At 62.4% G+C, this 23944-nt stretch carries 25 protein-coding genes; 12 read left to right on the top strand and 13 right to left on the bottom strand.

The window, feature by feature from the left end:
* Nucleotides 1-41 precede the first annotated feature (41 nt).
* The 6 genes from tssG to tssB form a co-directional block, all read right to left on the bottom strand.
* A complete protein-coding gene (gene tssG / locus IAG25_RS05600) occupies nt 42-1025 on the bottom strand; it encodes a type VI secretion system baseplate subunit TssG (protein WP_187603959.1) in 984 nt (327 codons plus the stop codon).
* Nucleotides 989-2710 (bottom strand): type VI secretion system baseplate subunit TssF, encoded by a 1722-nt coding sequence (gene tssF, locus IAG25_RS05595; RefSeq protein ID WP_035501267.1) that lies wholly within the window; start codon nt 2708-2710, stop codon nt 989-991. Before tssF ends, tssG begins: the two co-directional genes overlap by 37 nt.
* 51 nt (nt 2711-2761) lie before the next feature.
* A complete protein-coding gene (gene tssE, locus IAG25_RS05590; protein ID WP_187603958.1) occupies nt 2762-3175 on the bottom strand; it encodes a type VI secretion system baseplate subunit TssE in 414 nt (137 codons plus the stop codon).
* A gap of 23 nt (nt 3176-3198) precedes the next feature.
* A complete protein-coding gene (locus IAG25_RS05585; RefSeq protein ID WP_014192977.1) occupies nt 3199-3687 on the bottom strand; it encodes an Hcp family type VI secretion system effector in 489 nt (162 codons plus the stop codon).
* Between the two features lie 196 nt (nt 3688-3883).
* Nucleotides 3884-5371 carry a type VI secretion system contractile sheath large subunit gene (gene tssC, locus IAG25_RS05580; RefSeq protein ID WP_035501264.1) on the bottom strand — a complete coding sequence of 496 codons (1488 nt, stop codon included), beginning with the start codon at nt 5369-5371 and terminating at the stop codon, nt 3884-3886.
* Nucleotide 5372: 1 nt separating this feature from the next.
* Complete coding sequence (tssB, locus tag IAG25_RS05575; RefSeq protein ID WP_035501262.1) at nt 5373-5867, bottom strand: type VI secretion system contractile sheath small subunit; 495 nt, start codon at nt 5865-5867, stop codon at nt 5373-5375.
* A gap of 400 nt (nt 5868-6267) precedes the next feature.
* Here tssB and IAG25_RS05570 point away from each other — a divergent pair, with 400 nt between their 5' ends.
* Both IAG25_RS05570 and IAG25_RS05565 read left to right on the top strand, forming a co-directional pair.
* The gene (locus IAG25_RS05570; RefSeq protein WP_035501261.1) at nt 6268-6612 is read left to right on the top strand and encodes an STAS domain-containing protein; all 345 of its coding nucleotides are present in this window, start codon (nt 6268-6270) and stop codon (nt 6610-6612) included.
* A gap of 118 nt (nt 6613-6730) precedes the next feature.
* Nucleotides 6731-7219: an Hcp family type VI secretion system effector gene (locus tag IAG25_RS05565; RefSeq protein ID WP_035501372.1), complete on the top strand. Its 489-nt coding sequence runs from the start codon at nt 6731-6733 to the stop codon at nt 7217-7219.
* A 24-nt stretch (nt 7220-7243) separates the two neighbouring features.
* On the opposite strand, the gene IAG25_RS05560 is transcribed toward IAG25_RS05565, so the two are convergent.
* From IAG25_RS05560 to IAG25_RS05540, 5 genes are all read right to left on the bottom strand, one after another.
* Complete coding sequence (locus IAG25_RS05560; protein WP_187603957.1) at nt 7244-8098, bottom strand: lipase family protein; 855 nt, start codon at nt 8096-8098, stop codon at nt 7244-7246.
* Between the two features lie 141 nt (nt 8099-8239).
* Nucleotides 8240-8575 carry an STAS domain-containing protein gene (locus tag IAG25_RS05555; RefSeq protein WP_187603956.1) on the bottom strand — a complete coding sequence of 112 codons (336 nt, stop codon included), beginning with the start codon at nt 8573-8575 and terminating at the stop codon, nt 8240-8242.
* A gap of 19 nt (nt 8576-8594) precedes the next feature.
* Nucleotides 8595-9023: an ATP-binding protein gene (locus IAG25_RS05550; protein WP_187603955.1), complete on the bottom strand. Its 429-nt coding sequence runs from the start codon at nt 9021-9023 to the stop codon at nt 8595-8597.
* Entirely contained in the window at nt 9020-11023 is a 2004-nt protein-coding gene (locus IAG25_RS05545) for a SpoIIE family protein phosphatase (RefSeq protein WP_187603954.1), read from the bottom strand. Before IAG25_RS05545 ends, IAG25_RS05550 begins: the two co-directional genes overlap by 4 nt.
* Nucleotides 11024-11075: 52 nt before the next feature.
* A complete protein-coding gene (locus tag IAG25_RS05540) occupies nt 11076-12005 on the bottom strand; it encodes a hypothetical protein (protein WP_187603953.1) in 930 nt (309 codons plus the stop codon).
* A 344-nt stretch (nt 12006-12349) separates the two neighbouring features.
* On the opposite strand from IAG25_RS05540, the gene IAG25_RS05535 reads away from it, so the two are divergent.
* From IAG25_RS05535 to IAG25_RS05505, 7 genes are all read left to right on the top strand, one after another.
* Nucleotides 12350-12634, top strand: coding sequence for a hypothetical protein (locus IAG25_RS05535; protein WP_187603952.1), 285 nt, complete (start codon nt 12350-12352; stop codon nt 12632-12634).
* A 235-nt stretch (nt 12635-12869) separates the two neighbouring features.
* Nucleotides 12870-13745 carry a glycine betaine ABC transporter substrate-binding protein gene (locus IAG25_RS05530; protein ID WP_187603951.1) on the top strand — a complete coding sequence of 292 codons (876 nt, stop codon included), beginning with the start codon at nt 12870-12872 and terminating at the stop codon, nt 13743-13745.
* A gap of 135 nt (nt 13746-13880) precedes the next feature.
* Nucleotides 13881-15245 (top strand): MFS transporter, encoded by a 1365-nt coding sequence (locus IAG25_RS05525; RefSeq protein WP_187603950.1) that lies wholly within the window; start codon nt 13881-13883, stop codon nt 15243-15245.
* Nucleotides 15242-16213 (top strand): dipeptidase, encoded by a 972-nt coding sequence (locus IAG25_RS05520; protein ID WP_187603949.1) that lies wholly within the window; start codon nt 15242-15244, stop codon nt 16211-16213. The genes IAG25_RS05525 and IAG25_RS05520 overlap by 4 nt, the downstream gene beginning before the upstream one ends.
* A gap of 83 nt (nt 16214-16296) precedes the next feature.
* Nucleotides 16297-16860: a PAS and helix-turn-helix domain-containing protein gene (locus IAG25_RS05515; RefSeq protein ID WP_187603948.1), complete on the top strand. Its 564-nt coding sequence runs from the start codon at nt 16297-16299 to the stop codon at nt 16858-16860.
* A 91-nt stretch (nt 16861-16951) separates the two neighbouring features.
* On the top strand, nt 16952-17416 hold the full coding sequence (locus IAG25_RS05510; protein WP_187603947.1) for a GNAT family N-acetyltransferase: 465 nt from the start codon (nt 16952-16954) through the stop codon (nt 17414-17416).
* Entirely contained in the window at nt 17413-18030 is a 618-nt protein-coding gene (locus IAG25_RS05505) for an FMN-dependent NADH-azoreductase (RefSeq protein WP_187603946.1), read from the top strand. The genes IAG25_RS05510 and IAG25_RS05505 overlap by 4 nt, the downstream gene beginning before the upstream one ends.
* Here IAG25_RS05505 and pdxR read toward each other — a convergent pair.
* Nucleotides 18027-19496, bottom strand: coding sequence for a MocR-like pyridoxine biosynthesis transcription factor PdxR (pdxR, locus tag IAG25_RS05500; protein WP_187603945.1), 1470 nt, complete (start codon nt 19494-19496; stop codon nt 18027-18029). The genes IAG25_RS05505 and pdxR overlap by 4 nt on opposite strands.
* Nucleotides 19497-19586: 90 nt before the next feature.
* Between pdxR and IAG25_RS05495 the strand changes: the two genes are divergently transcribed.
* Nucleotides 19587-20336, top strand: a complete 750-nt coding sequence (locus IAG25_RS05495; RefSeq protein ID WP_187603944.1) for an SDR family oxidoreductase — start codon at nt 19587-19589, stop codon at nt 20334-20336.
* 15 nt (nt 20337-20351) lie between these two features.
* On the opposite strand, the gene IAG25_RS05490 is transcribed toward IAG25_RS05495, so the two are convergent.
* Entirely contained in the window at nt 20352-21458 is a 1107-nt protein-coding gene (locus IAG25_RS05490) for a porin (RefSeq protein ID WP_187603943.1), read from the bottom strand.
* 216 nt (nt 21459-21674) lie between these two features.
* Between IAG25_RS05490 and IAG25_RS05485 the strand changes: the two genes are divergently transcribed.
* Nucleotides 21675-23522: a glycoside hydrolase family 28 protein gene (locus IAG25_RS05485; protein WP_187603942.1), complete on the top strand. Its 1848-nt coding sequence runs from the start codon at nt 21675-21677 to the stop codon at nt 23520-23522.
* A gap of 139 nt (nt 23523-23661) precedes the next feature.
* Nucleotides 23662-23865, top strand: coding sequence for a hypothetical protein (locus IAG25_RS05480; RefSeq protein ID WP_035501235.1), 204 nt, complete (start codon nt 23662-23664; stop codon nt 23863-23865).
* Nucleotides 23866-23944: the final 79 nt, after the last annotated feature.

Below are 23944 nucleotides of genomic sequence, written 5' to 3'. Positions count from 1 at the left end.
AGTTTTCCTCTTAGTCTTTCCAGCAACGGCCAGCAGTGGGTTTAAAGAGCGTAGTGAACCCGCGTCGGCAGCTTCGCCTCGCCGGGGTTGAGCCATGTATCGAAACCGAGCCGCGACCACGCGCCGCGCCCCGTGCGCGCCGCGCCTGCTTCGTCATCGCGCAGTTGCAGCCCGACTTCGACATCGAGCGGATCGGTCAGATAGAAACGCGTGAAAAAGCGCAGGCGCGCATGGGCGGTCCCGCCCGGCAGCATCTGATGAAAAAGCGCATGCGGCACGTTCGCGAATTCGATGCGGATCGCGCTTTCGTAATCGTCGATCTCCGAGCCGAGCCATGCGTCCTCGCCCAGACAGCTTTGCTGACGCCCGAGTTGCCAGCGCTGATCGGCGGGAATCGGCACCACGCGCAGCACGCCGCACACCACGTTCACATCGGCGGGGGCGAAGGCATCGGCGAGCAGGGTTTTCAGGCCGAGCGCCGAGCGCGGCCGCTGGTTGAACAGGCCCGCGTAACGCAGCAGTTCGGCGCTGCCCGGCAACAGATCGACGCGCAGATCGGGATCGTGCAGACCGACGAACGCATACAACTGATTGAGCGACGCCTCGTGCCGATCCTCGACGATGCGCTGCTCGACGCGATATTTCGCCCATCCGTCGAAGAGCAGCGGATACAGCGCGTGATGCACGATATCGAGGAAATCGCGCGTGACGTGATGCCCTTCGCGCTCTTCCTCGAAGAGGTCTTCGGTGTAGTACGTCGGCAGCGGCGATGCCACGCCGTACAGGCCGAAGAAGTTCGCCGTGATGCGATAACCGCCTTCGGGCATCGCCTCGATGCGGTCGATATCGTTCTCGGGAAAGCCGAGCCCGAGCCGCGGCCGCACCCGCAGGTTCTCCTGGTTCAGACCCGTGTGACGGTCGTAGAGCCGCAGCAGCCGGATCGCCTGGAAGTAGGAATACTTCTCGCCGTTGGTGAGAAGCAGCGCCTTCACAGCATCGGTTGTTGTCCGAGTCTCGGCGGCCATTTGAAAACTTTCCCTGAGAGCGTGTCTTCGAGCTCGACGCGCGTATAGGAATTGATGCCGGCGTAATCGCCGAGAAATCGCTCGAGCATGCAACCGAACAGATACAGATCGCCGATCCCGGCGTAATGGTCCTCGCGGCAACGGATGCGGATCAACTGGCCGCGCTGCATGCCGCCACGGCCGACGAGCCGCGTTTCGCGCGTGACCGTCACATCGACGATGCCTTCGATACGACGCCGGTTCGACAGCTCCTGGCCCTGCCGCCCGGCGAACACGTAAAGGCCGAGGAGCTTGCGCAGGTTGTCGGCGCTGGCGAGCGACAGCAGATTCAGCGATACGTGCGACAGCAGGCACCACAGCAGTTCCTCGCCTGCGGGCGGGTCCTGCGCGGGCGTGATCGCGCGGATATTGGTGAAGCTCATCTGATCGGGCGACGAGCTGGTCGGCACGTTGATGTCGCCCGGTTTCAGGCCTTCCGGCAACGCGCGGTTCGTGCAGGTGACGCGGATCGACAGCGTCTCCGGCAGCGGCGTCTCCGAAGGCGGATAGTTGAGCGACAGATACACGTCGCTGCCGCGCTCGACGTTCGCGCTTTTCAGCGTCGTGCGGTAGCTCAGTTGCGCGCCGCGCCCGTCGTGACGAAACATGCTGAACGGCTGATACACGCGCTCCTGCGCGCGGCCCTGCTGATAGCCCAGCACCTGATCGACCGAATACACCTGATAGTGACGGCGATCGCGGCCTTCGGGAATCACGCGATATTCCGTCGCCCGATGATCGTGCGTGATCGGGTCCGCGACATGCGCGAACACGTTGATCGCCGGGACCACGTTGAGCATGAAGCTTTCGGCGTCGATCTCGGGCATCCAGTCGTGCAGCGCATCGAGCGTCATCACGATGCTGAAGCTCGTGCCGTTCGCGTTCGCGGTCCAGCGCCTGATTCCCGTGATGTCGATGAAGAGAAACTTTTCCGGCTGCGCGAAGAATTCCTGGATCGTGCGATAGCCGCTCGACGCGTGGCCCGGATAAGTCAGCAAGCCGGCGTCGAAGCCGCTCGTGCGCAGGCTTTTCGCGCCGAGCGACAGGCGCTCGCCGCCGCTCGCGATGCGCACGTCGGTGACGTGATTCATCAACAGCAAGAGCAGCTTGGAGGCATCGACATGACCGCCGTTCAGGAAGAGCCGAATCGAATCGCCGTTCCATTGCGCGATGCTCGCGCCGCCGTCCATTTCGAAGTCGATCATCAGCACGGGCGCCGCGCCCGCGTGGCTCAGCAGATTGACTTCGGCGATGCGCAACGGCTCGACATCGAGATCCCAGGCGGTGCGAAAGCGGCACGACGTGCCATCCACCGGCACGGACGCGAGCTCGGTGCCCGCGGCCACGCGCGACGCCTGCGTGCGCGGACCTTTGGCCGCAAAGCCGATCAGCGTCGAGGCCGGAACGGGCCGCAGATAATGCGGAAACAGCAGATTGGTGAGTTCCTGAACGAACTCGGGAAACTGGTCGTCGAGCTTCTGGCGCGTGAGGCCCGTGAGAAACGCGACGCCTTCGAGCAGGCGCTCGACATCCGGATCGGCGGACGTGCCCGAGAGCATCGGCGCGATCGCCGGATTCGCGCGGGCGAATTCGGCGGCCAGGCCTTTCAGCTTGTTCAGCTCATCCTGATAGTATCGATTGAACATGCGTGACCGACTCGGCTGAATCCGGATAAGAAAGAGAGTGACGGCGTGAAATCAGTCGACGCTGACGCGCCCATTCGCGCCCACGGTCGTCGAGATGCGCAGCGGAATCTCGCGGTCGTCCACTTCGAGCGAGCCTTCGAGCGCGAAGCGGATCGACAGCACATCGGTTTCCTCGCGATTGAGCGTGACGCGCGGCGACTTGATGCGGGGCTCGTAGCGCAGGACCATGCGGCGAATCTCCTCTTCGATCTCGCGCGTGGAGCCCATCGCGGTGGTGCCGGCAAGGTTCGTGAAATCGGGCACGCCGAATTGCGGATCGATCTGCACGCTGCCTTGCCGCGTGTTGAGCAGCCGGCTCAGATGGCCCATCACGGAATCGACGAGCACATCCACCTGGGTCTCGTTGGTGCGCGCTTCACCCGCGCTCCAGCTCGCGATCCGTTCCAGCAGCCGGCGCTCTCTCACGATTGCTCCCGCTCAGAGGCGAATCAGGACTTCGGCGCGAGCCACGAATCTTCGGCTTCGATGCCGTCCGGATCGAAGGTCCACGTGATCTTCTCGTACGTGAACGAGATATCTTCCATGTGACCCATCTGCTTGTTTTCCGGCGACAGGCAGTTCGGCGTCCACGACTTCATGTTCGTCAGAATCGCGTTCGACAGCTTCACGGTGTAGTACTTCTCTTCCGTGCCCTTCGGCGAGATGCGGTAGAACTCCAGCGTGACGTTCTTCATCTGCTCGCCCGAGGTCAGCGCCTGGAACAGCTTCGGCGACGACTTGTCGATTTCCTTGGTGAGCGTCATCGGCAGATGCACGCGCTTGCCGGTCGGCAGGCCCGTTTGCGGGCTCTTCGGAATTTCGATGGTGTGATCGACAGCCTGGACGAGAATCTTTCCTTCATGACCCTGAACCTTGGTCGAGCCTTCGATCTTGCCCTGGTTCTGGCCTTCGAGAGTGAGGTAGCACGGCATCGGCATGATAATTCCCCTGTTGGGTAGCAAACTGTGTTTGGGTTTCGGTTGTTTCGCCGGGCCCTCGCGGCCCCGGCGTTTCGCTCAGCTCTTGTGTGCTGCGCATGTTTCACATGTTGCAGGAGGCCCGTTACCGGTCGGTTTCAGTTCTCCCGCGTTGCGTTACAGATGAAACACGGCGCGCTTTCCGGCGATGCGCCGCTTACTTCTTGTCCAGCTTGCCGACCAGGGACAACGTGAACGACGCGCCCATGTACTTGAAGTGCGGGCGCACCTTCAGATCCACGCGATACCAGCCCGGATCGCCTTCGACATCGGCCACGACGATTTCCGCCTGACGCAGCGGACGACGGCTGCGCACGCCTTCGGCGGGGTTGTCCATGTCCGCGACGTACTGGCGAATCCATGTGTTGAGTTCGCTTTCCAGATCGACGCGCTCTTTCCACGTGCCGATGTTCTCGCGCTGGATCACCTTGATGTAATGCGCGAGACGGCTCACGACGAACATGTACGGCAGTTGCGTGCTGAGCTTGTAGTTCAGCTCGGCTTCCTTGCCTTCCTTGGTGTTGCCGAAGAACTTCGGCTTTTGCGCCGAGTTCGCCGAGAAGAACGCGGCGTTGTCGCTGTTCTTGCGCATCGTCAGCGCGATGAAGCCCTGCTCCGCAAGCTCGAACTCGCGGCGCTCGGAGATGAGCACCTCGGTCGGAATCTTGTTTTGCAGCTCGCCCATCGACTCGTACGTGTACACCGGCAGGTCGCCCACCGTGCCGCCGCCCTGCGGTCCGATCACGTTGGCGCACCAGCGGTAATCGGCGAAGCTCGACGTCAGGCGCGAGGCGAATGCGAACGCCGCGTTGCCCCACAGGAACTGGCTGTTGCCGCCCGACACGTCTTCCTTGTAGTTGAACTTCTTGGCCGGCACGGTATCCGCGCCGTACGGCACGCGCAGCAGGAAGTGCGGCAACGTGAGACCGACGTAACGCGCGTCTTCCGATTCGCGGAACGCATTCCACTTGACGAATTGCGGGCCTTCGAAAATCGACGAAAGGTCCTTCAGGTTCGGCAACTGATCATAGGTATCGACGCCGAAGAAATGCGGGCCCGCCGCGGCGATGAACGGCGCATGGCTCATCGCCGATACGCTCGCCACGTTCTGCAGCAGCTTCACGTCCTGCGTGCCCGGACCGAACTCGTAGTTCGCGACGATCGCGCCGAACGGCTGGCCGCCGAACTGGCCGTATTCAGCCGTGTAGAGATTCTTGTAGAGACCCGACTTGGTGATATCCGCCGCGTCCTCGAAGTCTTCGAGCAGCTTGCCCTTGCTTACGCTCAGCAACTGAATCTTGACGTTCTCGCGAAAATTCGTGCGGTCCACGAGGAACTTGAGCGAGCGCCATGCCGACTCCATCTTCTGGAAGTCGGCGTGATGCAGGATCGCATCGACCTGCGCGCACAGCTTCTGGTCGAGGTCGGCGATCATGCTGTCGACCGTCGCCTGCGTGATGCGCTCGACTGCGTTCTGCGGCTCCAGCAGTTGCGAGATGAAAGCCTGGATGCCCTGACGCGTGATCGAATAGGCTTCGTCGCCCGGCTTGATGCGCGCCGACTCGATCAGGGAATCGAGCAGCGAGAGACTTGCGTCGGATTCGGGTGCGGCTGTCGCTGTCTGTTGCTTTTCCATGTCGCTCATGTCACTTTTCCTCGATGCCGAGTTCGCTCATCAGACGCGCACGCACGCCTTCGTCTTCGATCAGTTCCTGAACGCGCTTGCGGAAATCCGGAATGTTGCCGAGCGGGCCCTTCAGCGCCTTGAGCGCGTCGCGCAAGGCGATCATCTGGCGCAACTCGGGGACTTTCTCGACGATCGCATCCGGCGAGAAATCGTCGACGGACTCGAACTTCAGGTTCATCGCGATCTGCGCTTCCGGATCGGCGTTCGCGTCGAGGCGGTTCGGCACCGCGAGATCGAGCGAGAGCTTCTGCCCCTTGAGCACTTCGTTGAAGTTGTCCTTGTCGACGTTGACCGGCTTCATGTCTTCGATCGGCGTGTCGTCGTCGCGCAAAGTGAAGTCGCCGAGCACGAGCAATTTCAGCGGCAGTTCGACTTCCGCCTTGGCATCTCCGGTGGCCGGACGATACACAATATTGACCCGCTCCTTAGGAGCGACTGAACCGTCAGATGCCATGCCTACCCCCTAACCCAATACCAAAAGTGTTGATGAAATATTCAAGCCGCTTTGAACAGCGTCAGCACGATCGTGCGCGAATGCCGTCGCCGCTCATTCATTGCATGCTGCTGGCGACACGGAACGATCTCACGGCGTATAGCGGGTCATTGCCGCAAAGAGAACCGGATTCCGGGCTCTTTTCGCGCATTGGGCGCATGGCCTGCGTGCTACGCTGAACTTCCTGTCGCTCAGGGCATTAACGACCGCGCTTTCGGATTCTTGAAGCTGTTTTTAGGGCGCCCGAAATGCGGCAATGCGCTTCACCGATCCATAAGGTTCTTTTGATTTCTGCCGTTAATGCTTCGAGAACTTCTGAAGCCAGGCGGACAGCGGCATCGCCATTGCGTGAGAGACCATTGTGGCAAACCAGTATGAAGTCCAGGGCGACGTGCTCATCGTGAGCCTCGAAGGCGCGCTGAACAGCACGAACTCGGCGCAGGTCGAGGCCGAAATCCAGCGCCGTCTCGATCAGGGCACCAACCAGGTCTTGTTCGATCTGAGCGCGCTCGGCTATATCTCCAGCGCGGGATTGCGCGTCGTGCTCATCGCCGCGAAGCGCCTCAAACAATCCGCGGGACGGCTCGTCCTGTGCGGCATGCACGACCAGATCCGCGAAGTGTTCGAAGTCAGCGGATTTCTCAACATTCTCAACGTCACCGACACCCGCGCGTCCGCGCTCGGGCGCTTCAACGAGGTGGCGTAAGCCTCATGTTTCGTTTGTAACCTGAGCCCGTTTTTCTGAAACGCGGCCGTAACGGCGCGCGCCGAGAATTCATCCCATGCGCAGAACGAACTGCGCCAAACAACCGGAGAAAAAAATCATGCCGATGCCGTGCTACCTCTCACTCGAAGGCCAGAATCAAGGGAAGATCGAAGGCTCGACCAAGGTTCAGGGTCATGAAGGAAAGATCCTCGTTCAGGCTGTCGATCACACCATCGAAATCCCGAAGAGCCCGCAAACGGGTCTGCCGACCGGCAAGCGCGTGCACCAGGCGATGACGCTCACGAAGGAAATCGACAAGTCCTCGCCGAAGCTGTATCAGGCGCTGACTTCCGGCGAGCAGATGAAGGACGTGTCGCTGGAGTTCTATCGCATTTCGCCGAAGGGCACGGAAGAGAAGTACTACACCGTGAAGCTGTCGAATGCGATTCTGACGAACATGAAGTCGTGGACGCCGAACTGCCTGTCGCCGGACAACAAGCAGATGGGCCACATGGAAGACGTGTCGTTCACGTACGAGAAGATCACGTGGACGTATGAGCCGGACGGCATCGAAGCCGAAGATTCGTGGCTCGCGCCGAAGTCCTGACGCGTTGCGGCGCTCGTCGGCTTATCAGGGAATGAGGCTCCGGATATAGTTTATCGGCGCATGGTCGGCGAGATCCCTGATCATGACGGTGCCCTTCTTCCACGCATACTCGCGAAGATAAGCGATGCGCGCCGCCTCGCGGTCGGCCTGCACGAACGACGGCTCGGGCGCAGCATGCAGCGTGCCGTCGGCGTCGATGAACGTCATGGACCCCGCATGGACGTATCCGCCCAGTTCGGGAGGCAATTCGGTGACGAGGTCGCAGCAATCGACGAATCGCTTGATGGCGGTCTCGGCCAGCGTCGCGGCGAAGTCCGCATTTCCGACTCGCGGCGATCCGAACGTAATGAGCTCGTCCGGGCGGCATACGCTCGCGGCCAGCGTCGCAATCGCGGCGCCGAGACTATGGCCCGTGAGCACGAGCCGCTTTCTCGCGTTCTTCGTCTCATCCAGCCATTGCAGCACGGCGGGAAGAATACTTCTCGTCGCGGCAGCGAAGCCATCGTGAACCCGCCCTGAGGTTTCGTTCCAGGGCGTCAGGCTCGCTACGAGATCGACCGCGATATCCGTGAGTTCCGCGGGTTCGGTTCCGCGAAACGACACGACGGCCAGGCCGTCTGCTTCGCGGAGTGCCCCGAAACCCTGAGTGTCGGTGTCCGGGTTATCGAACAGCTTGGGTTCGCCGAATCGCACCTTCGAGAGTGCCTGCCGTAGCCGGTCGAGTTGAGGTTGGGCGTCTTCGGCATGGACATAGGCGAGTCGTGCGAATTCCGCAGCGAGCGCCGAAGCCTTGTACTCGACACGATCATCGAAGATCGTGTCATCGTTTTGCGGCGAGTACAGGGCAACACGTCTTGCATCGTATGCAATCGTCGGCATGTGCATCTCCCGCGGCTTCGGAACGCTTCAGAATAGGTGGCGCTCACACGATACGAAACCAGAACCGGCGCGGTTGTGTGGCATAGCAGACAGAGATCCCCGATTGCTTCGGATGGCTTATCGCGATGCAACACCGAATCGTCACGCCGTCAGCGCGGCCATCGCGGCGGCGCGATCGGGAAGAATGCGAAACAGCGAATCGAAGCCGATCACCTGAAACACTTCATGAACCTGCGGTAAAAGTCCCGTCAGCACCAGATCATGCCCCGTGCTGCGCGCGCTCTTCGCCGCCTTCAGCAAGACGCGCAGGCCGGCCGAACTGACGTATTGCACGTCGCTCATATCGAGCAGCACGCGCGGCGTCGCCTGAACACGCTCGGGCAACACGTCTTCGAGTTGCCGGGAGGTCGTGCTGTCGATGCGTCCATCCACGGCGATGACCAGTACTTCGCCTTCATGCGTTTCGTTGATATTCATCGGTTTCCTCGGTAGATCTTCAAGCGTCCGGCTTCGCGGCGATGCGCTTGTGAAAGCTCAGGCAGTTCAATTCTTCACGACGCTCATAAGCCACGCGATCCATCATCTTGCGCACGAGATAGACGCCGAGCCCGCCGATCGCGCGATCGTCGAGTTCGCTCGTCACATCGGGATCGGGCAGCGTCAACGGATCGAAGGCAACGCCGTCGTCGATGACTTCGGCATGCACTTCGTCCGCGCCGATCGTCACGTGAACGCGGATCGCGCCGTGCGCCGAACCGTACGCCGCGATGTTCGAGATGACTTCGTCGAAGGCCATCGCGAAGCTCTGGAACAGCGCGGGCGGCAGGCCGCGCGCATCGAAGAGCGCTTGCAAGCGATTCACCAGCGCATCGATGTCGGGCGCTTTCGGATCCAGTTGCGTGTCGAGCGTGTCGGTCGCGTTCATGCTGTCTTCGACCCGGAAGCCCCGTAGTGAACCGCAAGGCAGGTGATGTCGTCGGATTGCGGCGCGCCGTCGGCGAACTGATTGACGCTGTCGAAGAGACGCTTGAGCAGCACTTCGACATCCGCGCCATTGGACCCCGCGAGATGCCGCGCGAGGCGCAGTTCGCCGTATTCCTCGTCGGCGGGATTGAACGCCTCGGTGACGCCGTCGGTATAGAGCAGCAGCGTCGAACCGGCTTCGAGATGCGCGCGCCCTTCCTTGAACGGCGTGCCTTCGATGACGCCCAGCGCCATGCCGCCCGTGCCCGGCAATTGCGACACCTCGCCGTCCGGACCGATCAGATAAGGCGGATTATGCCCGCCGTTCGCGTATTCGAGTTCGCCCGTCGCCGTATCGAGGATGCCGTAGAAGAGCGTCACGAACATCGTCGCTTCATTGTCCTGCGCGAGCAGATCGTTGGCGAGCGCGAGACACGCGCCCGGGCTCGCGGCGCTCGGCGCGATCGCGCGCAACAGCGTGCGCGCCACCGCCATGAACAATGCGGCGGGCACGCCCTTGCCCGACACATCGGCGATCACCATGCCGATCTTCTGATCGGACAGCCAGAAGTAATCGTAGAAGTCGCCGCCGACTTCCCGCGCCGGAATCATGCGCGCGAACATCTGCAAGTCGGGCCGCGATGGAAAGCGCGTCGGCACGATCGATTGCTGCATGCGTCGTGCGACGTCGAGTTCCTGCTGGATCGACACGAGCTTCGTATGCGCGTTGAACACGTTCTGGATCGTGAGGAACCACGGACGCCATGCCTGCGGAATATCCGGAATCGACTTGACGGAGCCGCGGTCTTCGTCCTGGATGTAACGCACCAGCTTCTGCGCGGGCACGATCGCATCCCGGTACGTCATCCGGCTTGCGATCATGAGCATCAGCGTCAGGCTCAGCACGAGCACCAGCACGCTCGGCACGCCGGTCTCCAGCGCCACGCGCTGAAGGTTCCAGCGCGGCAGCAGCAGCACGAGGCGAAACGGCGCATGCCGGATGCCGACCGCCTCGATGTAATAGCCGTCGCGAATCGAAAGACGCCCGTCCGCATCGTTCAGCACGCTTTGCAGGTCGCTACGCAATGAAGGCGGAAAGGCTTCCTCGGCCGATCGCACCTGCTGTGCGCCATCGCGCACCAGTTCCGGGTCCGCGAGCAACTGCCCGCGATCGTTGACGATGAACATGCGGCCCAGTCCCGGCGGCCAGGTGCGCACGAACTGGTTGAGCCAGCCGAGCGTCAGATCGAGCGACACCGAGCCGCGAAACTGGCCCGCATCGAACACGCCCGCCGATGCGGTGACCATCACGCCCTTGCCCGCTTCATCGACATAAACGGGCGTCCACACGACGGCGTGATCGGGATCGGTGGCCGTTTGCACTTCCGTGAAAAATTCCTTTTGCTTGAGCGAGTCCGCGTAGAAGAAGTCTTTCGACGCGACCCACGGATAGATATTGATGAAGCGTCGCGCGGACGTGTAGTAGACCCACGTCGCGCCCGGCAGGTTGGCCATGATCGTCTTGAACGTGCCGTTCAGGCTCAGCGCCATCTCGAGCTCGCGATCGAGCGCGGGCGTGCGCGCACCGACGAGGCCCGTGAGATTGCCGGCATCGGCGGCGGTCCACGGTGCAGGCAACGCGTCGAGCTGGATGCTGTCCGGCTCCTTGCCCGGCCGCAGCGCGGCGAGCAACGGCGAATCGGCCGCGCCTTGCGGATGCAGGCGCAACCATGTCTCGCCCTGAATGCGCATCGAGTTGACGGCGTCGGTGCTGCTTCGCACGAGCGCATCGAGCGCGATCGCCTGTTCCTGCATGCGCTGACTGACGCTCGACGTTTGCGCCGCGAGCGTCATCGTGTATTGCAGATAAACGAGCGCGCACGCGACGATGAGCACGCCCACGAACGCGATGCGCATCACACGGTTGTAGCGGGCGAACAAGGCCGCCGTCAGATCGGACATACGCTCTTTCGTTTAACGTTGATGCGGATTGTGGTCATGGCGAATCACCCGCTCAGGCCGCGACGCTGCCCGCGCGTGCCTCGCGCGTGCCGGCGTAGCCGAGCTGTTCGAGGCGCTTTTGCAGCACGCCGGAACTCGTCAACTGAAGGATTTCGGAGAAGACCATGCGGGTCATCGACTTCGGATCGACGATGCGCGCGCCCTGCTCCGCCTTCAATACGCCGATGACCTCGCGGTAATCCTCGATGCCCGCGACCATGATGTCGAACCAGCTCAGCCACGCGGCGGAGATCGTCGGGTTCTGCTGCAGCTCCTTGCACAGCCGTCCGATGCGCGTCGCCTGATCGAGCAGGATCACGTCGATCTCGTGCTCGTCCGAGCCGAGGCGTTCGCGCAAATCGACGTCCCAGCGAATGCTGATTTCGGGGAGAAAGATATAGCGCAGCCCCTGCACGATGCCGATCCGGCTGTGCACCGAGGGAATCATCGTGAAGCCGTCGATGGCCCAGCCTTCGCCGGGAAACTCGACGATCCGGCGCACCAGCTCGACCGTATCCGCGATGCGCCGCGGCTCGCGGAACATCACGGTGAGACCGGGCCGCGCGTTGTCGGTCCATTCGCCGGGCGGCAGCACGCGGCCGACGAAGGCATCGGTTTGCGCGGCGGCATCGGCGAGCGAGAACACGGCGGCGGCGAGCGCGGCCGCATCGAAGCCGATTGCCGCCTTCACTTCGAGACCGACCGAGAGTTCCTGGCTCGATCCATAACGCCCGAGCACGGGGCGCAGCACGATGTCCCTCACGCGTTCGTCGTCGCTCAACAACGTGACGAGCGGATGCACGAACGCCTTGAAGCGCGCGCCGACCGGATACACGCGCGATGCCGGAATCGTCGTCGCGCCATGACCGCGCAGACGCGCGAGCCCGCCGGCCGAGGCCTGCTGCGTGAGGCCCACGAAGTAATGATCCACAGCGTCGGCCATCGCCGTTCCTTGTTTTTGCTTTGAGTTCGAAATTACGTCGGAAAGTGTATCGATGGCCGGCGCGGACAAAAGCCCGAGAAGAGCGCCAAAGAGGCGACTATTCGTGGCTTTGCGGCGACCCACGCGGGCATGGCCGATCAGCCTTGCAAATGGCCGGCTTTTCGAGGGATCTGGAACGCTGCTGAAATCTCCCGGGAAGGCGCGGGAAAGGTCCGCACGCGATTGCGCGCGACGCATGCATTCGGAAGCTGGGCGGTCGCAGCCCCGTTCAATCCGCGCGTGCTGATTCGTTCTTCCGGATGAGGCTGTCGTTCCGGGTGCGCGCGATGGGTCACGATCTTTACATGAACATCCTGACGGGCATGTTCCTTTTCTGGAACGCCGCTCGCGTGCTGACCTACGTTCCCACGATCGTCAGACTCGTCTGCGCGCCGACCGACGCGCGAAGTCATAGCCTGTTGACCTGGCTATGCTGGGTGCTGAGCAACGGGACATTCGCGCTGATGCTGCTCGAACGAAACGACGGCGTACCTGAAGCGATGTTCTGGCTCAACGTCGGCAATACGACGATGTGTCTGATCGTTTGCGCGATCATCTTTTGCAAGCAGCACAGCGTGGATGCGCGCTGACATATCCCCTCGCTGCTTAGCAAAACATCGACCCGCTTTTCTACATGTAAACCCTCTCGCACATCACCCCGTGCACGAGTGATTCGATGCGCCCGGCGAGTCGAAGAGCATTGACGGCGGGTTAATGCGCCCGAATACTGCCGACTGGAGGGCGTCGCTTGCAGCGATGCGTATTCGTCAGGAGACTTTAGCGCACCCGGTCTTCATCAAACCCACCCGATACAAGGAACGTAGAATGAAGAATGCCTTGTCCGTACGCTTCGTCATGAAGGCTGCCGCCGCCGTGTCCGCGGTCACGTTCGCCATGTCCGCGCATTCCGCGGACCCGCTCAAGATCACGCTAACCAACTGGGCCGATACCCAGGCGGTCGTCTACACCGCGAAGTACGTTCTGGAAACCAAGCTGCAACAGCCCGTTACGCTGGTCAACGCGGATATCGGCATTCAGTTTCAGGGCCTCGCCCGCGGCGATGTGGATCTGATGCTGGGCGCCTGGCTTCCGGTCACGCACGCGGCTTACTTCGCTCGCTACAAGAACGACATCGAGGATCTGGGCACCATCTACTCGGGGGCGAAGATCGGATGGGCGGTTCCGGACTACGTGCCCGAGAGCGAGGTGGCCTCGATCGCCGATCTCAACAAGCCCGATGTCAAGACGAAGCTGAACAGCACGATTCAGGGCATCGAGCCGGGTGCGGGCGAGATGGTCGCCTCGGAGAAAGCGCTCAAGGAGTACGACCTCGCCGGTTATAACCTGGTCAGGGCGAGCGAGGCCGGCATGCTGACGGCTGTGTCGCGTGCTTATCCGGCGAAGAACTGGATCGTTGCGACCGTCTGGAGCCCGCACTGGCTGTGGCAGAAGTACAAGATGCGGTATCTGAAGGATCCCAAAGGCGTACTGGGTGGCGACGAGCAGATTCACGGTTTCGGGTCGAAGCAGTTCGCGCAGAAATTTCCTCGCGCCAATGTCTTCGTCCGGCACTTCAAGCTGACGCTCGCGGATGTCGAAGCGATCGAACTCGACGGCAATGCCACGAACGACTGGAACGTGGCGGCGAAGAAGTTCGTCGATGCGCATCCCGAGAAAGTGCAGGCGTGGCTCCAGCAGTAAAGCGTCCGGCCGCGCCGACCGTGACGCGGCTGACCGATTACCTAGGTAATTGACACGTATGGACCTAAGTAATTTGAGCGCTTACGCTCTTTTTCAACTCGGAAGGAATCCGACAAGAGAAAGGGGTCAAGCGCCATGCCGAATCAAGCAGCCCAAGAGGTCGATACCAGAACGCTCAGACGCGTCATAGCCGCGGCTTCCATCGGCAACTTCGTCGAATGGTTCGATTTCGCCGCGTATGGATTTCTCGCGACCATCCTGACTCGCGAGTTCTTTCCGAGCGGCGACCCGACGGTCGGGCTTCTGAAGACGTTCGCGGTCTTTGCGGTTGCCTTCGCGTTCCGGCCGCTGGGCGGCCTCTTCTTCGGCGTCGTCGGGGACCGGATCGGCCGCAAGCGGACCCTCGCTTTCACCATCCTGATGATGGCGGGCGCCACCACGCTGATCGGGCTGCTGCCGACGTACGCGAGCATCGGCTACTGGGCGCCGCTGCTGCTCACGATCATCCGCTGCGTGCAAGGCTTCTCCGCCGGCGGCGAGTATGCGGGCGCCTGCGCCTACGTGATGGAACATGCGCCGCGCCGCCGTCGCGCGTTCTTCGGCAGCTTCGTTCCGGTTTCGACATTCTCGTCGTTCGCGTGCGCGGCGGTCGTCGCTTATGCGCTCGAATCTTCGCTGTCGCCCGCGGCGATGGTCGACTGGGGCTGGCGCATCCCGTTTCTGATCGCGGCTCCGGTCGGTCTCATCGGCGTCTATCTGCGCGTGAATCTGCATGAGACGCCCGCATTCAAGGCGCTCGAAGGCAACAAGGAAGTCGCTCATGCGCCCTTGATGGAAACGCTGCATTCGCAGTCCGGGAACATCCTGAGACTCGGCGCGTTCGTCTCGGTCACGGCGCTGTCCTTCTATACGTTCACCACGTATTTCGCGACCTATATGCAGGTGGCGGGGCACTTGTCTCGCGGAACCTCACTGCTCGTGACCGTGCTCGCACTCTTCTTCGCCGCGGCGCTGTGCCCGCTGGCCGGTCTTTTCTCCGACCGCGTCGGCCGACGCACGACGATCGCGACCACCTGCATCTTCATCATCGTCTCGGTCTATCCCGCCTTCACGCTCGGCGGATCGGGCGAACTGTCGCGCTCACTGCTCGGCGTCGCGCTGCTCGCCGTGGGCGCCGTGCTCTCGGGCGTCGTGACGGCTCCGCTGCTGTCGGAAGTATTCGCCACCAAGACTCGATACACCGCCTCGGCCATCACCTACAACCTCGCGTACACGATCTTCGGCGGCACCGCGCCGCTCGTCGCGACGTGGCTGATCTCCGCGACGGGAACGAATCTCTCGCCGGCGTATTACCTGATCGCCGTGTCGATCTTCGCGATGATCGGCGGCCTCTCGTTGCGCGAGACATCGAAGACCGCGCTCGAGGAAGCAGGCCATGCAAGCGCAGGCGCAAGCGCTGCGGCGCGCTCAACCACGATACCGAAGGGATCGACGCAATGAGTAGCCTTCACGATTCGAGCATCATCATCGACGGACTGAACATCTCGAAGTTCGAGCGCTCCGTATTCGAGGACATGAGAAAGGGCGGCGTCACGGCGGTCAACTGCACCGTGTCGGTGTGGGACGACTTTCAGAAGACCATCGACAATATCGCGGAAATGAAGCAGCAGATCCGCGAGTACAGCGAGATTCTCACGCTCGTGCGCACCACCGACGATATCCTGCGCGCGAAGAAAGAGAACAAGACCGGCATCATCTTCGGCTTTCAGAACTCGTATGCGTTCGAGGATAACCTCGGTTATATCGAGGTATTCAAGGAACTCGGCGTCAACGTGGTTCAGCTTTGCTATAACACGCAGAATCTCGTGGGCACCGGCTCTTATGAACCCGATGGCGGCTTGTCCGGATATGGCCGCGAAGTGATTCAGGAGATGAATCGTGTCGGCATCATGGTGGATCTTTCGCATGTCGGCGCGAAGACTTCTTCCGATGCGATCGCCTGCTCGAAAAAGCCTGTCACGTACTCGCACTGCTGCCCTTCTGGTTTGAAAGAGCATCCGCGCAACAAGACGGACGAGCAGTTGAAAGAGATTGCCGATGCGAACGGCTTCGTCGGCGTGACGATGTTCATGCCGTTCCTGAGAAGAGGCGCGGACGCGACCGTCGACGACTATCTCGAAGCGATCGAGTACACGATCGATCTGATCGGCGAAGACAAGGTCGGCATCGGCACCGACTTCACGCAAGGTTACAGCACCGAATTCTTCGACTGGATCACGCACGACAAGGGCCGCTATCGCCGTCTGACGGACTTCGGCAAGGTCGTGAATCCGGAAGGCATCCGCACGATCGGCGAATTCCCGAATCTCACCGCCGCGATGGAGAAGGCGGGCTGGAGCGAATCGCGCATAAAGAAAGTGATGGGCGAGAACTGGCTGCGCGTATTCGGCGAAGTGTGGAACGTCTGATTCGCGTCGGCGCCGACAGTGCGAAAAGTTATCTGACCTCGGTGTTACGATAACTTTTCGCCAGACGCGGCAAGCTTCCCGACATGACCGACCCGACGCCCAAACTCGACTACGAGGATTTGTTCCGGCATTTGCCCGTTGCCGTCATCGTTGCGAGAGAGCGGGTCATGGTGGATTGCAATTCGAGGGCGCTGGAACTCTTCAGGGCGACACGCGGCGACATCATCGATCAATCGTTCTCGAAGCTCTATCCGCAGCGCAAGGACTTTTCCACCACCGGCCGTCGTCTCGCGCCGCTGCTCGCCAAGCATGAGTTCTTCAGCGACGACCGCATCATGCGGCGCATCGACGGCACGCATTTCTGGGTCACCGTCTGCGGCTTCGGATATAACCCGAAGCGGCCTTTCGAACTGGCGGTCTGGACCTTCACGGACTTGTCGCAGGGCACGAAGCAATCCGATAACGCCAACACGTTGACCGAACGCGAGCGCGACGTCGCCGCCCTGCTCGTTCACGGCATGACGAGCAAGGAGATCGGCAAGGAGCTGAACATCAGTCCGCGCACGGTCGATATCCATCGCGCGAGCCTGCTGCGCAAATACGGCGCGCGAGCGACGCAAGACCTGATCGCGCGGCTGCTGGCGTAAATGGATGGCCTGGTCGAAAGATCGTTTCTTGGCCCTTCAGCCTGGGTCATCGCGCGGATATCGTAGGTGTCATGCAACGTGGAGAACACGCATGGACACCTCGATCGCCTTTCGGCATCTCGACACGCCCGACGACTGGACGCGCGCCTTCGACGTCATGAAGGAACTGCGCCCGCATCTCACCGACGCGCACGCGTTCGCCGCGCAAATGCGCCGTCAACGCGAAGAAAGTTATCGTTTGCTCGCCGCATGCGACGAAGATGGGGCGATCCTCGGTCTCGCGGGCTATCGAACGCAAACGAACACGCTGTACGGACGTTTCGTCTATCTCGACGATCTCGTCGTCACGGCGCGGCTGCAACGCAGCGGCATCGGCAAGCAATTGCTCGGCAAGGTCCGCGAGATCGCGCTTCATTCGCGCTGCGCGCATTTCGTGCTCGATACCGGCCTGCACATGGCGCTCGCGCAGCGCTTCTACTATCGCAATGGCCTGCTCGCTAAGGGCATGCATTTCGTCGAGGCGCTCGCCGGCAACGGCAAGGAGGCTGCGCGATGAAAGTGCTATTCGTCAACGCAAGCCCGCACGGCGACGCGAGCAACGGCTACCGGCTCGCGCTGGAGATGATCGAGATGTTGCAGAAGACCGCGCGCGTGGAAATCGTCGAACGCGATCTCGCCGCGAAGCCGTTGCCGCCCGTCACGCGGGACTATGCGCGCGCGGTCACGTCGCGTCATCCGGAAACAAGCGCGTTCGACATATCCGAGCAACTGGTCCGCGAGATCGAAACCACGGATGCCCTCATCATCAACACGCCGATGCACAACTTCACCGTGCCCGCCGCGTTGAAGCTGTGGATCGACTACGTGCTGCGCATTCATCGCACATTCGCGGCCACGCCCGAAGGCAAGGTCGGTCTGATGCGCGACCGGCCCGCGTTCGTGATCGTCGGATCGGGCGGCTTTCATTGCGGCGAGCACGCGCGTCAGCCGGATTTCCTCACGCCGTATCTGCGTTACGCGCTCGGCTCGATCGGCTTGCGAAGCCTGCACTTTCTCCTGCTGCAAGGACTCGTGCGCGGCGATGAAGCCGTGGCCGAAGCGCTGCAATGCGCACGCGATGAGATCGCGCGGCACGCGCTTTTTGCTTCTGACGACGCCATCACGCTCTAACCGTCGTAGGCCCGTCGAAGCATGCGCGCGAGTCGCGTTGCTTCGGCGGCATCGGCGACATTCGCGAAGCCGACGACGATCCCGCGCAACGTATGCTTCGTTCGCCCGTTCAGATACCACGCCGACAGCGCCAGCACCGCGAGCCCGGCTTCGCGCGCGCGTGCGGCCATCGCCAAGTCGTCGATGGGACCAGCGCGTCCCTTGCGGAAGAGCGCGACGAGATGCATGCCGCCGGTCGGCAGGTCGATGGTCACGTCATCGCCGAACGCCTTCAGAATCGCATTCGCGAGCAGCATCCGCCGCTCGGCGTACAGCGCGCGCATGCGCTTCAGATGCCGCGCGAAATGCCCTTGCGCGATGAAGTCCGCCACCGCCGCCTGCAACAGATAAGGCGATCCCGCATTCATGCTCTTCGTGAGCTGCCCGAAGCGCGCGACGGCCCGCTCGGGCGCCACCACATAAGACAGACGAAGGCCCGGAAACAGCACCTTGCTGAACGTGCCGCAATAGATCACGCGATCGTCGCGATCGAGGCTTTTCAGCGCGGGCAGCGGACGGCCGACATAGCGAAACTCGCTGTCGTAGTCGTCCTCGACGATCCAGCTCCCCGCACGGCTCGCCCAGTCGAGCAGCTTCATGCGTCGGGAAAGCGTCAGCGTGACCCCGAGCGGACTGTGATGCGATGGCGTGACGAACGCGAAGCGCGCATCGGCATCGAGCGCGATGCCCGCATCGACGTCGAGCCCTTCGTGATCGATCGGCACCGGCACGAGCCGCACGCCTGCTTCGACGAGAAAGTTACGCGCGAGCAGATAGCCCGGCTCTTCGAACCACGCGCGGTCTTCGGGCTTCGCGAGACTGCGCAGAATGAGTTCGAGCGTCGAGCGATAGCCGTTCGTCACGAACACCTGCTCCGGCACGCACTCCACGCCGCGCGACAGGCCGAGATACGTCGCGATGCGCTCGCGCAACGGGCGATAACCGGAAGGGTCGGGATACGTGAGTGCGGCGAGATCGCCGCTGCGTGCCCGATACGCGACGAGCCTGCTCCATACCTTGCGCGGAAACGCATCGAGCGCGGGCAGGCCGGGGCGCAAGGGCTTCGCATCGTTGCCGATATCGGCGGCGGGCTCGACGCGTCTCGCGCGCGGCGCATCCGCGCGCTCGCGGCTCTTGCGCGTGGCGGACCGCGTAACCGCGCCTGGCAGTGACGACGACACGAACGTGCCCGCCGCGCCGCGCATCTGCAAGTAGCCTTCATCGACGAGAATGTTATACGCCATCTCGACGGTGCCGCGCGCCGTATTCAGTTGCGTCGCGAGGCCGCGCAACGCGGGCACCCGATCTCCCGGCTTCAGATGACCCGCCGCGATCGCGGCCTTGAAGCGCTCGCAAATCTGCAGATAAATTGGCGATGCTTCCTGCCGGTCGATTGCTATCGTCAGTGCATTTCTGGTTTGCGGCATGGACTAGTCCAATCGATGATTCTTGTCCCTTTCTGCTAAGCCATCATTGTCACACAATGACTTCACTTTCACTTGACCGAGAGGTGCATCATGAAGATCGTCGTCATTGGCGGTTCGGGTTTGATCGGCGCGAAAACCGTCGCGATTCTGCGTGCGAAGGGTCACGAGGCGATCGCCGCGTCGCCGCGCAACGGCGTGGATTCGGTGACCGGCGCAGGATTGAATGAAGCGCTTCGCGGCGCGCAAGTCGTAATCGATGTATCGAACGCGCCTTCATGGGCGCCCGACGACGTGATGGCGTTCTTCCGCACGTCCACCACGAATCTCGTGAAGGCCGAAGTCGCGGCGGGCGTGCAGCATCATGTCGCGCTGTCGGTCGTCGGCACGGACCGCATGCCGGACAACGGCTATTTCCGCGCGAAGGTCGCACAGGAGCAGTTGATCGCGGAATCGGGCGTGCCGTATTCCATCATTCGCGCGACGCAGTTCATGGAGTTCCTCGGCGGCATCGCCGATGCGGGCACGCAGGACGGCCGCGTGCATCTCTCGACAGGACAGTTCCAGCCGATCGCGGCGGATGACGTCGCGGCCATCGTCGCCGATGTCGGGCTCGCGCCGCCGTCGAATGGCATTGTCGATATCGCGGGGCCGGAGCGTGCGCCGCTGCATCGGATCGTCGGCCAGTATCTGAAGGCACGGGCCGATGCGCGCGAGATCGTCGTCGATCCGAAAGCGACGTACTTCGGCGGCACCATCGTCGAAGACTCGCTCGTGCCGACCGGCGTTGCGCGCCGTGGAAACACCGCGCTCGCGGACTGGCTGAAGCAGGCGCGGGCGTAATCGGCGCGAGGCGTTTCAAAACACGTGCATCATCCCGATGTACGCGCCGGTCTGCGACTCGCCTGCTATCGGACTCGTACTGGGTTCGGCGTCGCGCGGCGTCGCGAAGACCGAGAACGTGCCGTTCGCGCTGTTGCGCACGTATGCCACCGTGCCGTACAGGAAGGTGCGCTTGGTGAAGTTGTAGGTCGTGCCGAGCGCGTAGAGCATCGCGTGGCTCGCGGGATCGTGCGCCGCGTCGCCCGCGCCCTGACCCACGTGGATATAGAAGCCCGCCGCGGTGACGGCCCAGGCGGGTGTGGCCTGATACGTCGCGCCGAGCCAGTAGTGATCGGCGCTGTCGGCCACGCCCGCGGGAGAATCCGGCGCGGCGTAGTGCGTGTAGGCGGCCTGCACCTTCCACTTGTCCACCTTCAGGTTCGCGCCGACGAAGTACTCGCGCGACGCCTGAAAAATGTTGTCGAGCTTGCCGTCCTGGCTGCGCAGTTCGTCGTAGATGCCGCGCACGTCGAGCACCGGCGAATGATAAGTCAGCATGATGCCTTCTGAGCGGCCGAACTCGCCCTGCGCGCCCGAATTGAACGCGCCCGCCTGATTGCCGAACGCATACTGCCCCTGCACGTCGAAGCCATGAAACACGGGGCTGTGGTACTCGACGTTATTGCTCGTCTGCTGCCAGTTGCGCCCGCGCACGAGCGACGCCGACGACACCGCCTGTTGCACGAAGGGATCGAATTCCCACACGCCGTCGCTGTCGATGAAGAGGTTGCGGCCCGCCTGCAACTGGCCCCACGTCTTCGAGTTCAGTCCGACATAGGCACGGCGCGACCACAGGCGTCCGCCGCCGGTGGTGCCGTTCATGATCTGGATGGCTGTTTCGAGGTCGAAGACCGCGCTCAGGCCGGCGCCGAGATCTTCGTTGCCCTTGAGGCCCCACATGCTGGTGCCCCAGTCGCCACCTTCGGCGCTCCATCGCGAGGCGCTGCCGCCCGTGCCGTTCGCGATGTGATTCAGATATTCGATGCCGCCATCGATACGCCCGTACATCGTGACGCTCGTTTGCGCCCATGCGCCCGAGGTGACGAGAAGAAGGCCTGCCGCTTTCCAGAGACGAACTTTCATGGCCGACTGAACTCCATGTTGGCCCTGCCCGGTTGAGAGAAAACGATTGGCTGCACCTTAGCACCATCCGATGAAGTCGGCAGAAATCAGTGCCGCATCGGTTGTCGAAATGGCTTAAGGGCGAACACCAAGTATCGGCATTTTCATTCGGATGCCTAATATTCGAACGATGTCATACGACATCGATGATTCGATCGCTTTCAAGAGGCTGACTAATTGAACAAGAACCCCGCTCTTTCCGCGCTGGCCCGAGCCGGCGTCGCCTGGCTCACCGCCGCTTCGATCGCGTTGACGCTCAACGCTTGCGGCGACGGCGGCGCCGATGCGTCACCCGCGTCGGTACAGAAGTCCGATGCGCCCTCGGGATTTCCGGTCGGTGCGACGACCTATGACGCCGCATTGCCGCCCGAGCCCGCGCTGCCGCTCGCGCCGCAGATCTGCGCGACCTTGCCCGCCGCGCTGACGGCGCAAGCGAACGGTCTTCTGCCCGATAGCGCCGACGCCACCGACACCGCGCCCGACACCGCACGCATCCAGACGGCGCTCGACGCGTGCAGGAACCCATCGAGCACCGGTCTCGCGACCAACAAGGCCGTGCGGCTCGTGACCGGCCCGAACGGCGCGAACGCGTTCATCGCCGGGGCGCTGAATCTGCCCGGCGGCGTGACGCTCTGGATCGACACGGGCGTCACGCTGTTCGCCTCGCGCGATCCGCGCCAGTACGACAAGGTCAAGGGCACCGCGAGTTGCGGCATCATCACGCCGAGCGACAACGGCTGTCTCGCGCTCATCAACGCGAGCAAGATCGCGAACGGCGCGGTGGTCGGCGATGGCGTCATCGATGGACGCGGCGGCAGTCCGCTGATCAGCAGCGTCGCGAACGATCCGAATCTGATGAAGCGCCCCGACGGCAACGGCACGATGAGCTGGTGGGATATCGGCTGGATGGCGAACAAGGTGCTGAACCAGGCGCAGAACAATCCGCGCCTCATCCAGATCAGCAATGGCCGCAACTTCACGCTGTATCGCGTGACGCTGCAGAACGCGCCCAAGTTTCACGTCGTGCCGAGCGGCGTCGAAGGTTTCACGGCGTGGGGCGTCAAGATCTACACGCCGACCGCCGCCTATGAAGCGATGAACAACTATCTCGGCATGCCCTACAGCCCGGAGACGGCGAAGAACACCGACGGCATCGATCCCGGCAGCTCCGGCCCGATCACGAGCAATCCGGGCAATCCGGGCAAGCTGACGGGCGATGCGAGCAACATGCTGATCGCGTACACGTCGATCCGCACCGGCGACGACAACATGGCGATCAAGGGCGGCACCGGCACGACAAACGGCCGCACTTACGACATCACCGTCGCGCATAGCCGCTTCTATTCCGGGCACGGCATGTCGATCGGCAGCGAGACGGCGGGCACGGACAACGGCGCGGCGAATCCGGACGTCACGCCGGTGAACGGCATCCTGCCAAGCCTGAGCAATGTCAACGTCTACGATCTCGTGATCGATGGCGCCGACAACGGTCTTCGCATCAAGTCGGACTGGAGCCGCGGCGGGCTGGTGTCGAACATCCGTTATTCGAACGTGTGCATCCGCATGCCGCAGTCGTCGTCGGACGGTGCGCCGCAAGCGCTGATCTTCTCGCCGTACTACAGCGCGACGAAGAACGGCGCGCTCTATCCGAGCTTCCAGAATATCGCGCTCGATGGCGTGCGCATCGTCAATGCGTCGGGTTTTACGTTTCAGGGCTTCGATTCCGCGAGTCCGGTTTTGCAGGGTGCGGCCGGCTGGCCGAATCCGCCCGTCGTCAATCCGTTGACGATCTCGCTGAATAACGTCGTCGCCGATGTCGCGCCGTCGAGCTTCACGGTCGCGGATGCGCTCGTCAGCATCGGCGATGGCGGCACATCGCTGCCCTTCGCGCCGGGCGGCGGCGTGAGCGTCACGCGCGCCGCCGCGGGCTCGGCGAGCGCCGCGCCGGTCGATTGCGGCCGGGCGTTCGCGCCGTTCCCCGGACACCAGGTCAGCGGTTCGAGGCCTTCCTCCAGCGAGTCTTGAACGCTCCCCGTAAAGAAACGTTTACCCGTGCCGATAACCTGTAACAGAAGGTGCCGGACGATCGTTCGGGCCTTTCGACATTTAAGACGAGTGTCCCGCAGCCGCACTGCGCGGGCCGACAACATCGGGCAGAGAGAGAATGGTCTTCAGCTACAGGGACATGATGGTCACGCCGGCAGCGGTTCGGCAGGGCAATGTGTTTGCCGCGACGGCGCGCATCCAGGATTTGAACGGAATGGAGCGTTCCGTGCGCCTGCCGGGCGAGTTTCCCAACGTGGAAGAAGCGATCCGCTTCGCGATCGCGGCGGGCTTCGAATATATCGACTGCGATCAGCGCTGCTGATTTCACGCGAAGCGCGCGCCCGCGCGCTTTCGCTCGGCCAAAACGACAACGCCGCGACCACCGATCGCGGCGTTTGCTT

Origin of the sequence: Caballeronia sp. EK (genome assembly GCF_014384845.1) — a bacterium.
Classification (GTDB): domain Bacteria; phylum Pseudomonadota; class Gammaproteobacteria; order Burkholderiales; family Burkholderiaceae; genus Caballeronia; species Caballeronia jiangsuensis.
This window is presented reverse-complemented; position numbering and strand designations above follow the sequence as displayed.

Excerpts from the sequence above, each read along its gene's own strand:
- IAG25_RS05555 (WP_187603956.1), bottom strand. The coding sequence starts at position 8,575 with ATGAATATCAACGAAACGCATGAAGGCGAAGTACTGGTCATCGCCGTG.
- IAG25_RS05540 (WP_187603953.1), bottom strand. The coding sequence starts at position 12,005 with ATGGCCGACGCTGTGGATCATTACTTCGTGGGCCTCACGCAGCAGGCC.
- IAG25_RS05505 (WP_187603946.1), top strand. The coding sequence starts at position 17,413 with ATGAAAGTGCTATTCGTCAACGCAAGCCCGCACGGCGACGCGAGCAAC.
- tssF (WP_035501267.1), bottom strand. The coding sequence starts at position 2,710 with ATGTTCAATCGATACTATCAGGATGAGCTGAACAAGCTGAAAGGCCTG.
- IAG25_RS05560 (WP_187603957.1), bottom strand. The coding sequence starts at position 8,098 with ATGCCGACGATTGCATACGATGCAAGACGTGTTGCCCTGTACTCGCCG.
- tssG (WP_187603959.1), bottom strand. The coding sequence starts at position 1,025 with ATGGCCGCCGAGACTCGGACAACAACCGATGCTGTGAAGGCGCTGCTT.
- IAG25_RS05535 (WP_187603952.1), top strand. The coding sequence starts at position 12,350 with ATGAACATCCTGACGGGCATGTTCCTTTTCTGGAACGCCGCTCGCGTG.
- pdxR (WP_187603945.1), bottom strand. The coding sequence starts at position 19,496 with ATGCCGCAAACCAGAAATGCACTGACGATAGCAATCGACCGGCAGGAA.
- IAG25_RS05495 (WP_187603944.1), top strand. The coding sequence starts at position 19,587 with ATGAAGATCGTCGTCATTGGCGGTTCGGGTTTGATCGGCGCGAAAACC.
- IAG25_RS05520 (WP_187603949.1), top strand. The coding sequence starts at position 15,242 with ATGAGTAGCCTTCACGATTCGAGCATCATCATCGACGGACTGAACATC.
- IAG25_RS05515 (WP_187603948.1), top strand. The coding sequence starts at position 16,297 with ATGACCGACCCGACGCCCAAACTCGACTACGAGGATTTGTTCCGGCAT.
- tssC (WP_035501264.1), bottom strand. The coding sequence starts at position 5,371 with ATGAGCGACATGGAAAAGCAACAGACAGCGACAGCCGCACCCGAATCC.
- IAG25_RS05525 (WP_187603950.1), top strand. The coding sequence starts at position 13,881 with ATGCCGAATCAAGCAGCCCAAGAGGTCGATACCAGAACGCTCAGACGC.
- IAG25_RS05565 (WP_035501372.1), top strand. The coding sequence starts at position 6,731 with ATGCCGATGCCGTGCTACCTCTCACTCGAAGGCCAGAATCAAGGGAAG.
- IAG25_RS05530 (WP_187603951.1), top strand. The coding sequence starts at position 12,870 with ATGAAGAATGCCTTGTCCGTACGCTTCGTCATGAAGGCTGCCGCCGCC.
- IAG25_RS05490 (WP_187603943.1), bottom strand. The coding sequence starts at position 21,458 with ATGAAAGTTCGTCTCTGGAAAGCGGCAGGCCTTCTTCTCGTCACCTCG.
- IAG25_RS05550 (WP_187603955.1), bottom strand. The coding sequence starts at position 9,023 with ATGAACGCGACCGACACGCTCGACACGCAACTGGATCCGAAAGCGCCC.
- IAG25_RS05510 (WP_187603947.1), top strand. The coding sequence starts at position 16,952 with ATGGACACCTCGATCGCCTTTCGGCATCTCGACACGCCCGACGACTGG.
- IAG25_RS05585 (WP_014192977.1), bottom strand. The coding sequence starts at position 3,687 with ATGCCGATGCCGTGCTACCTCACTCTCGAAGGCCAGAACCAGGGCAAG.
- IAG25_RS05545 (WP_187603954.1), bottom strand. The coding sequence starts at position 11,023 with ATGTCCGATCTGACGGCGGCCTTGTTCGCCCGCTACAACCGTGTGATG.
- tssB (WP_035501262.1), bottom strand. The coding sequence starts at position 5,867 with ATGGCATCTGACGGTTCAGTCGCTCCTAAGGAGCGGGTCAATATTGTG.
- IAG25_RS05480 (WP_035501235.1), top strand. The coding sequence starts at position 23,662 with ATGGTCTTCAGCTACAGGGACATGATGGTCACGCCGGCAGCGGTTCGG.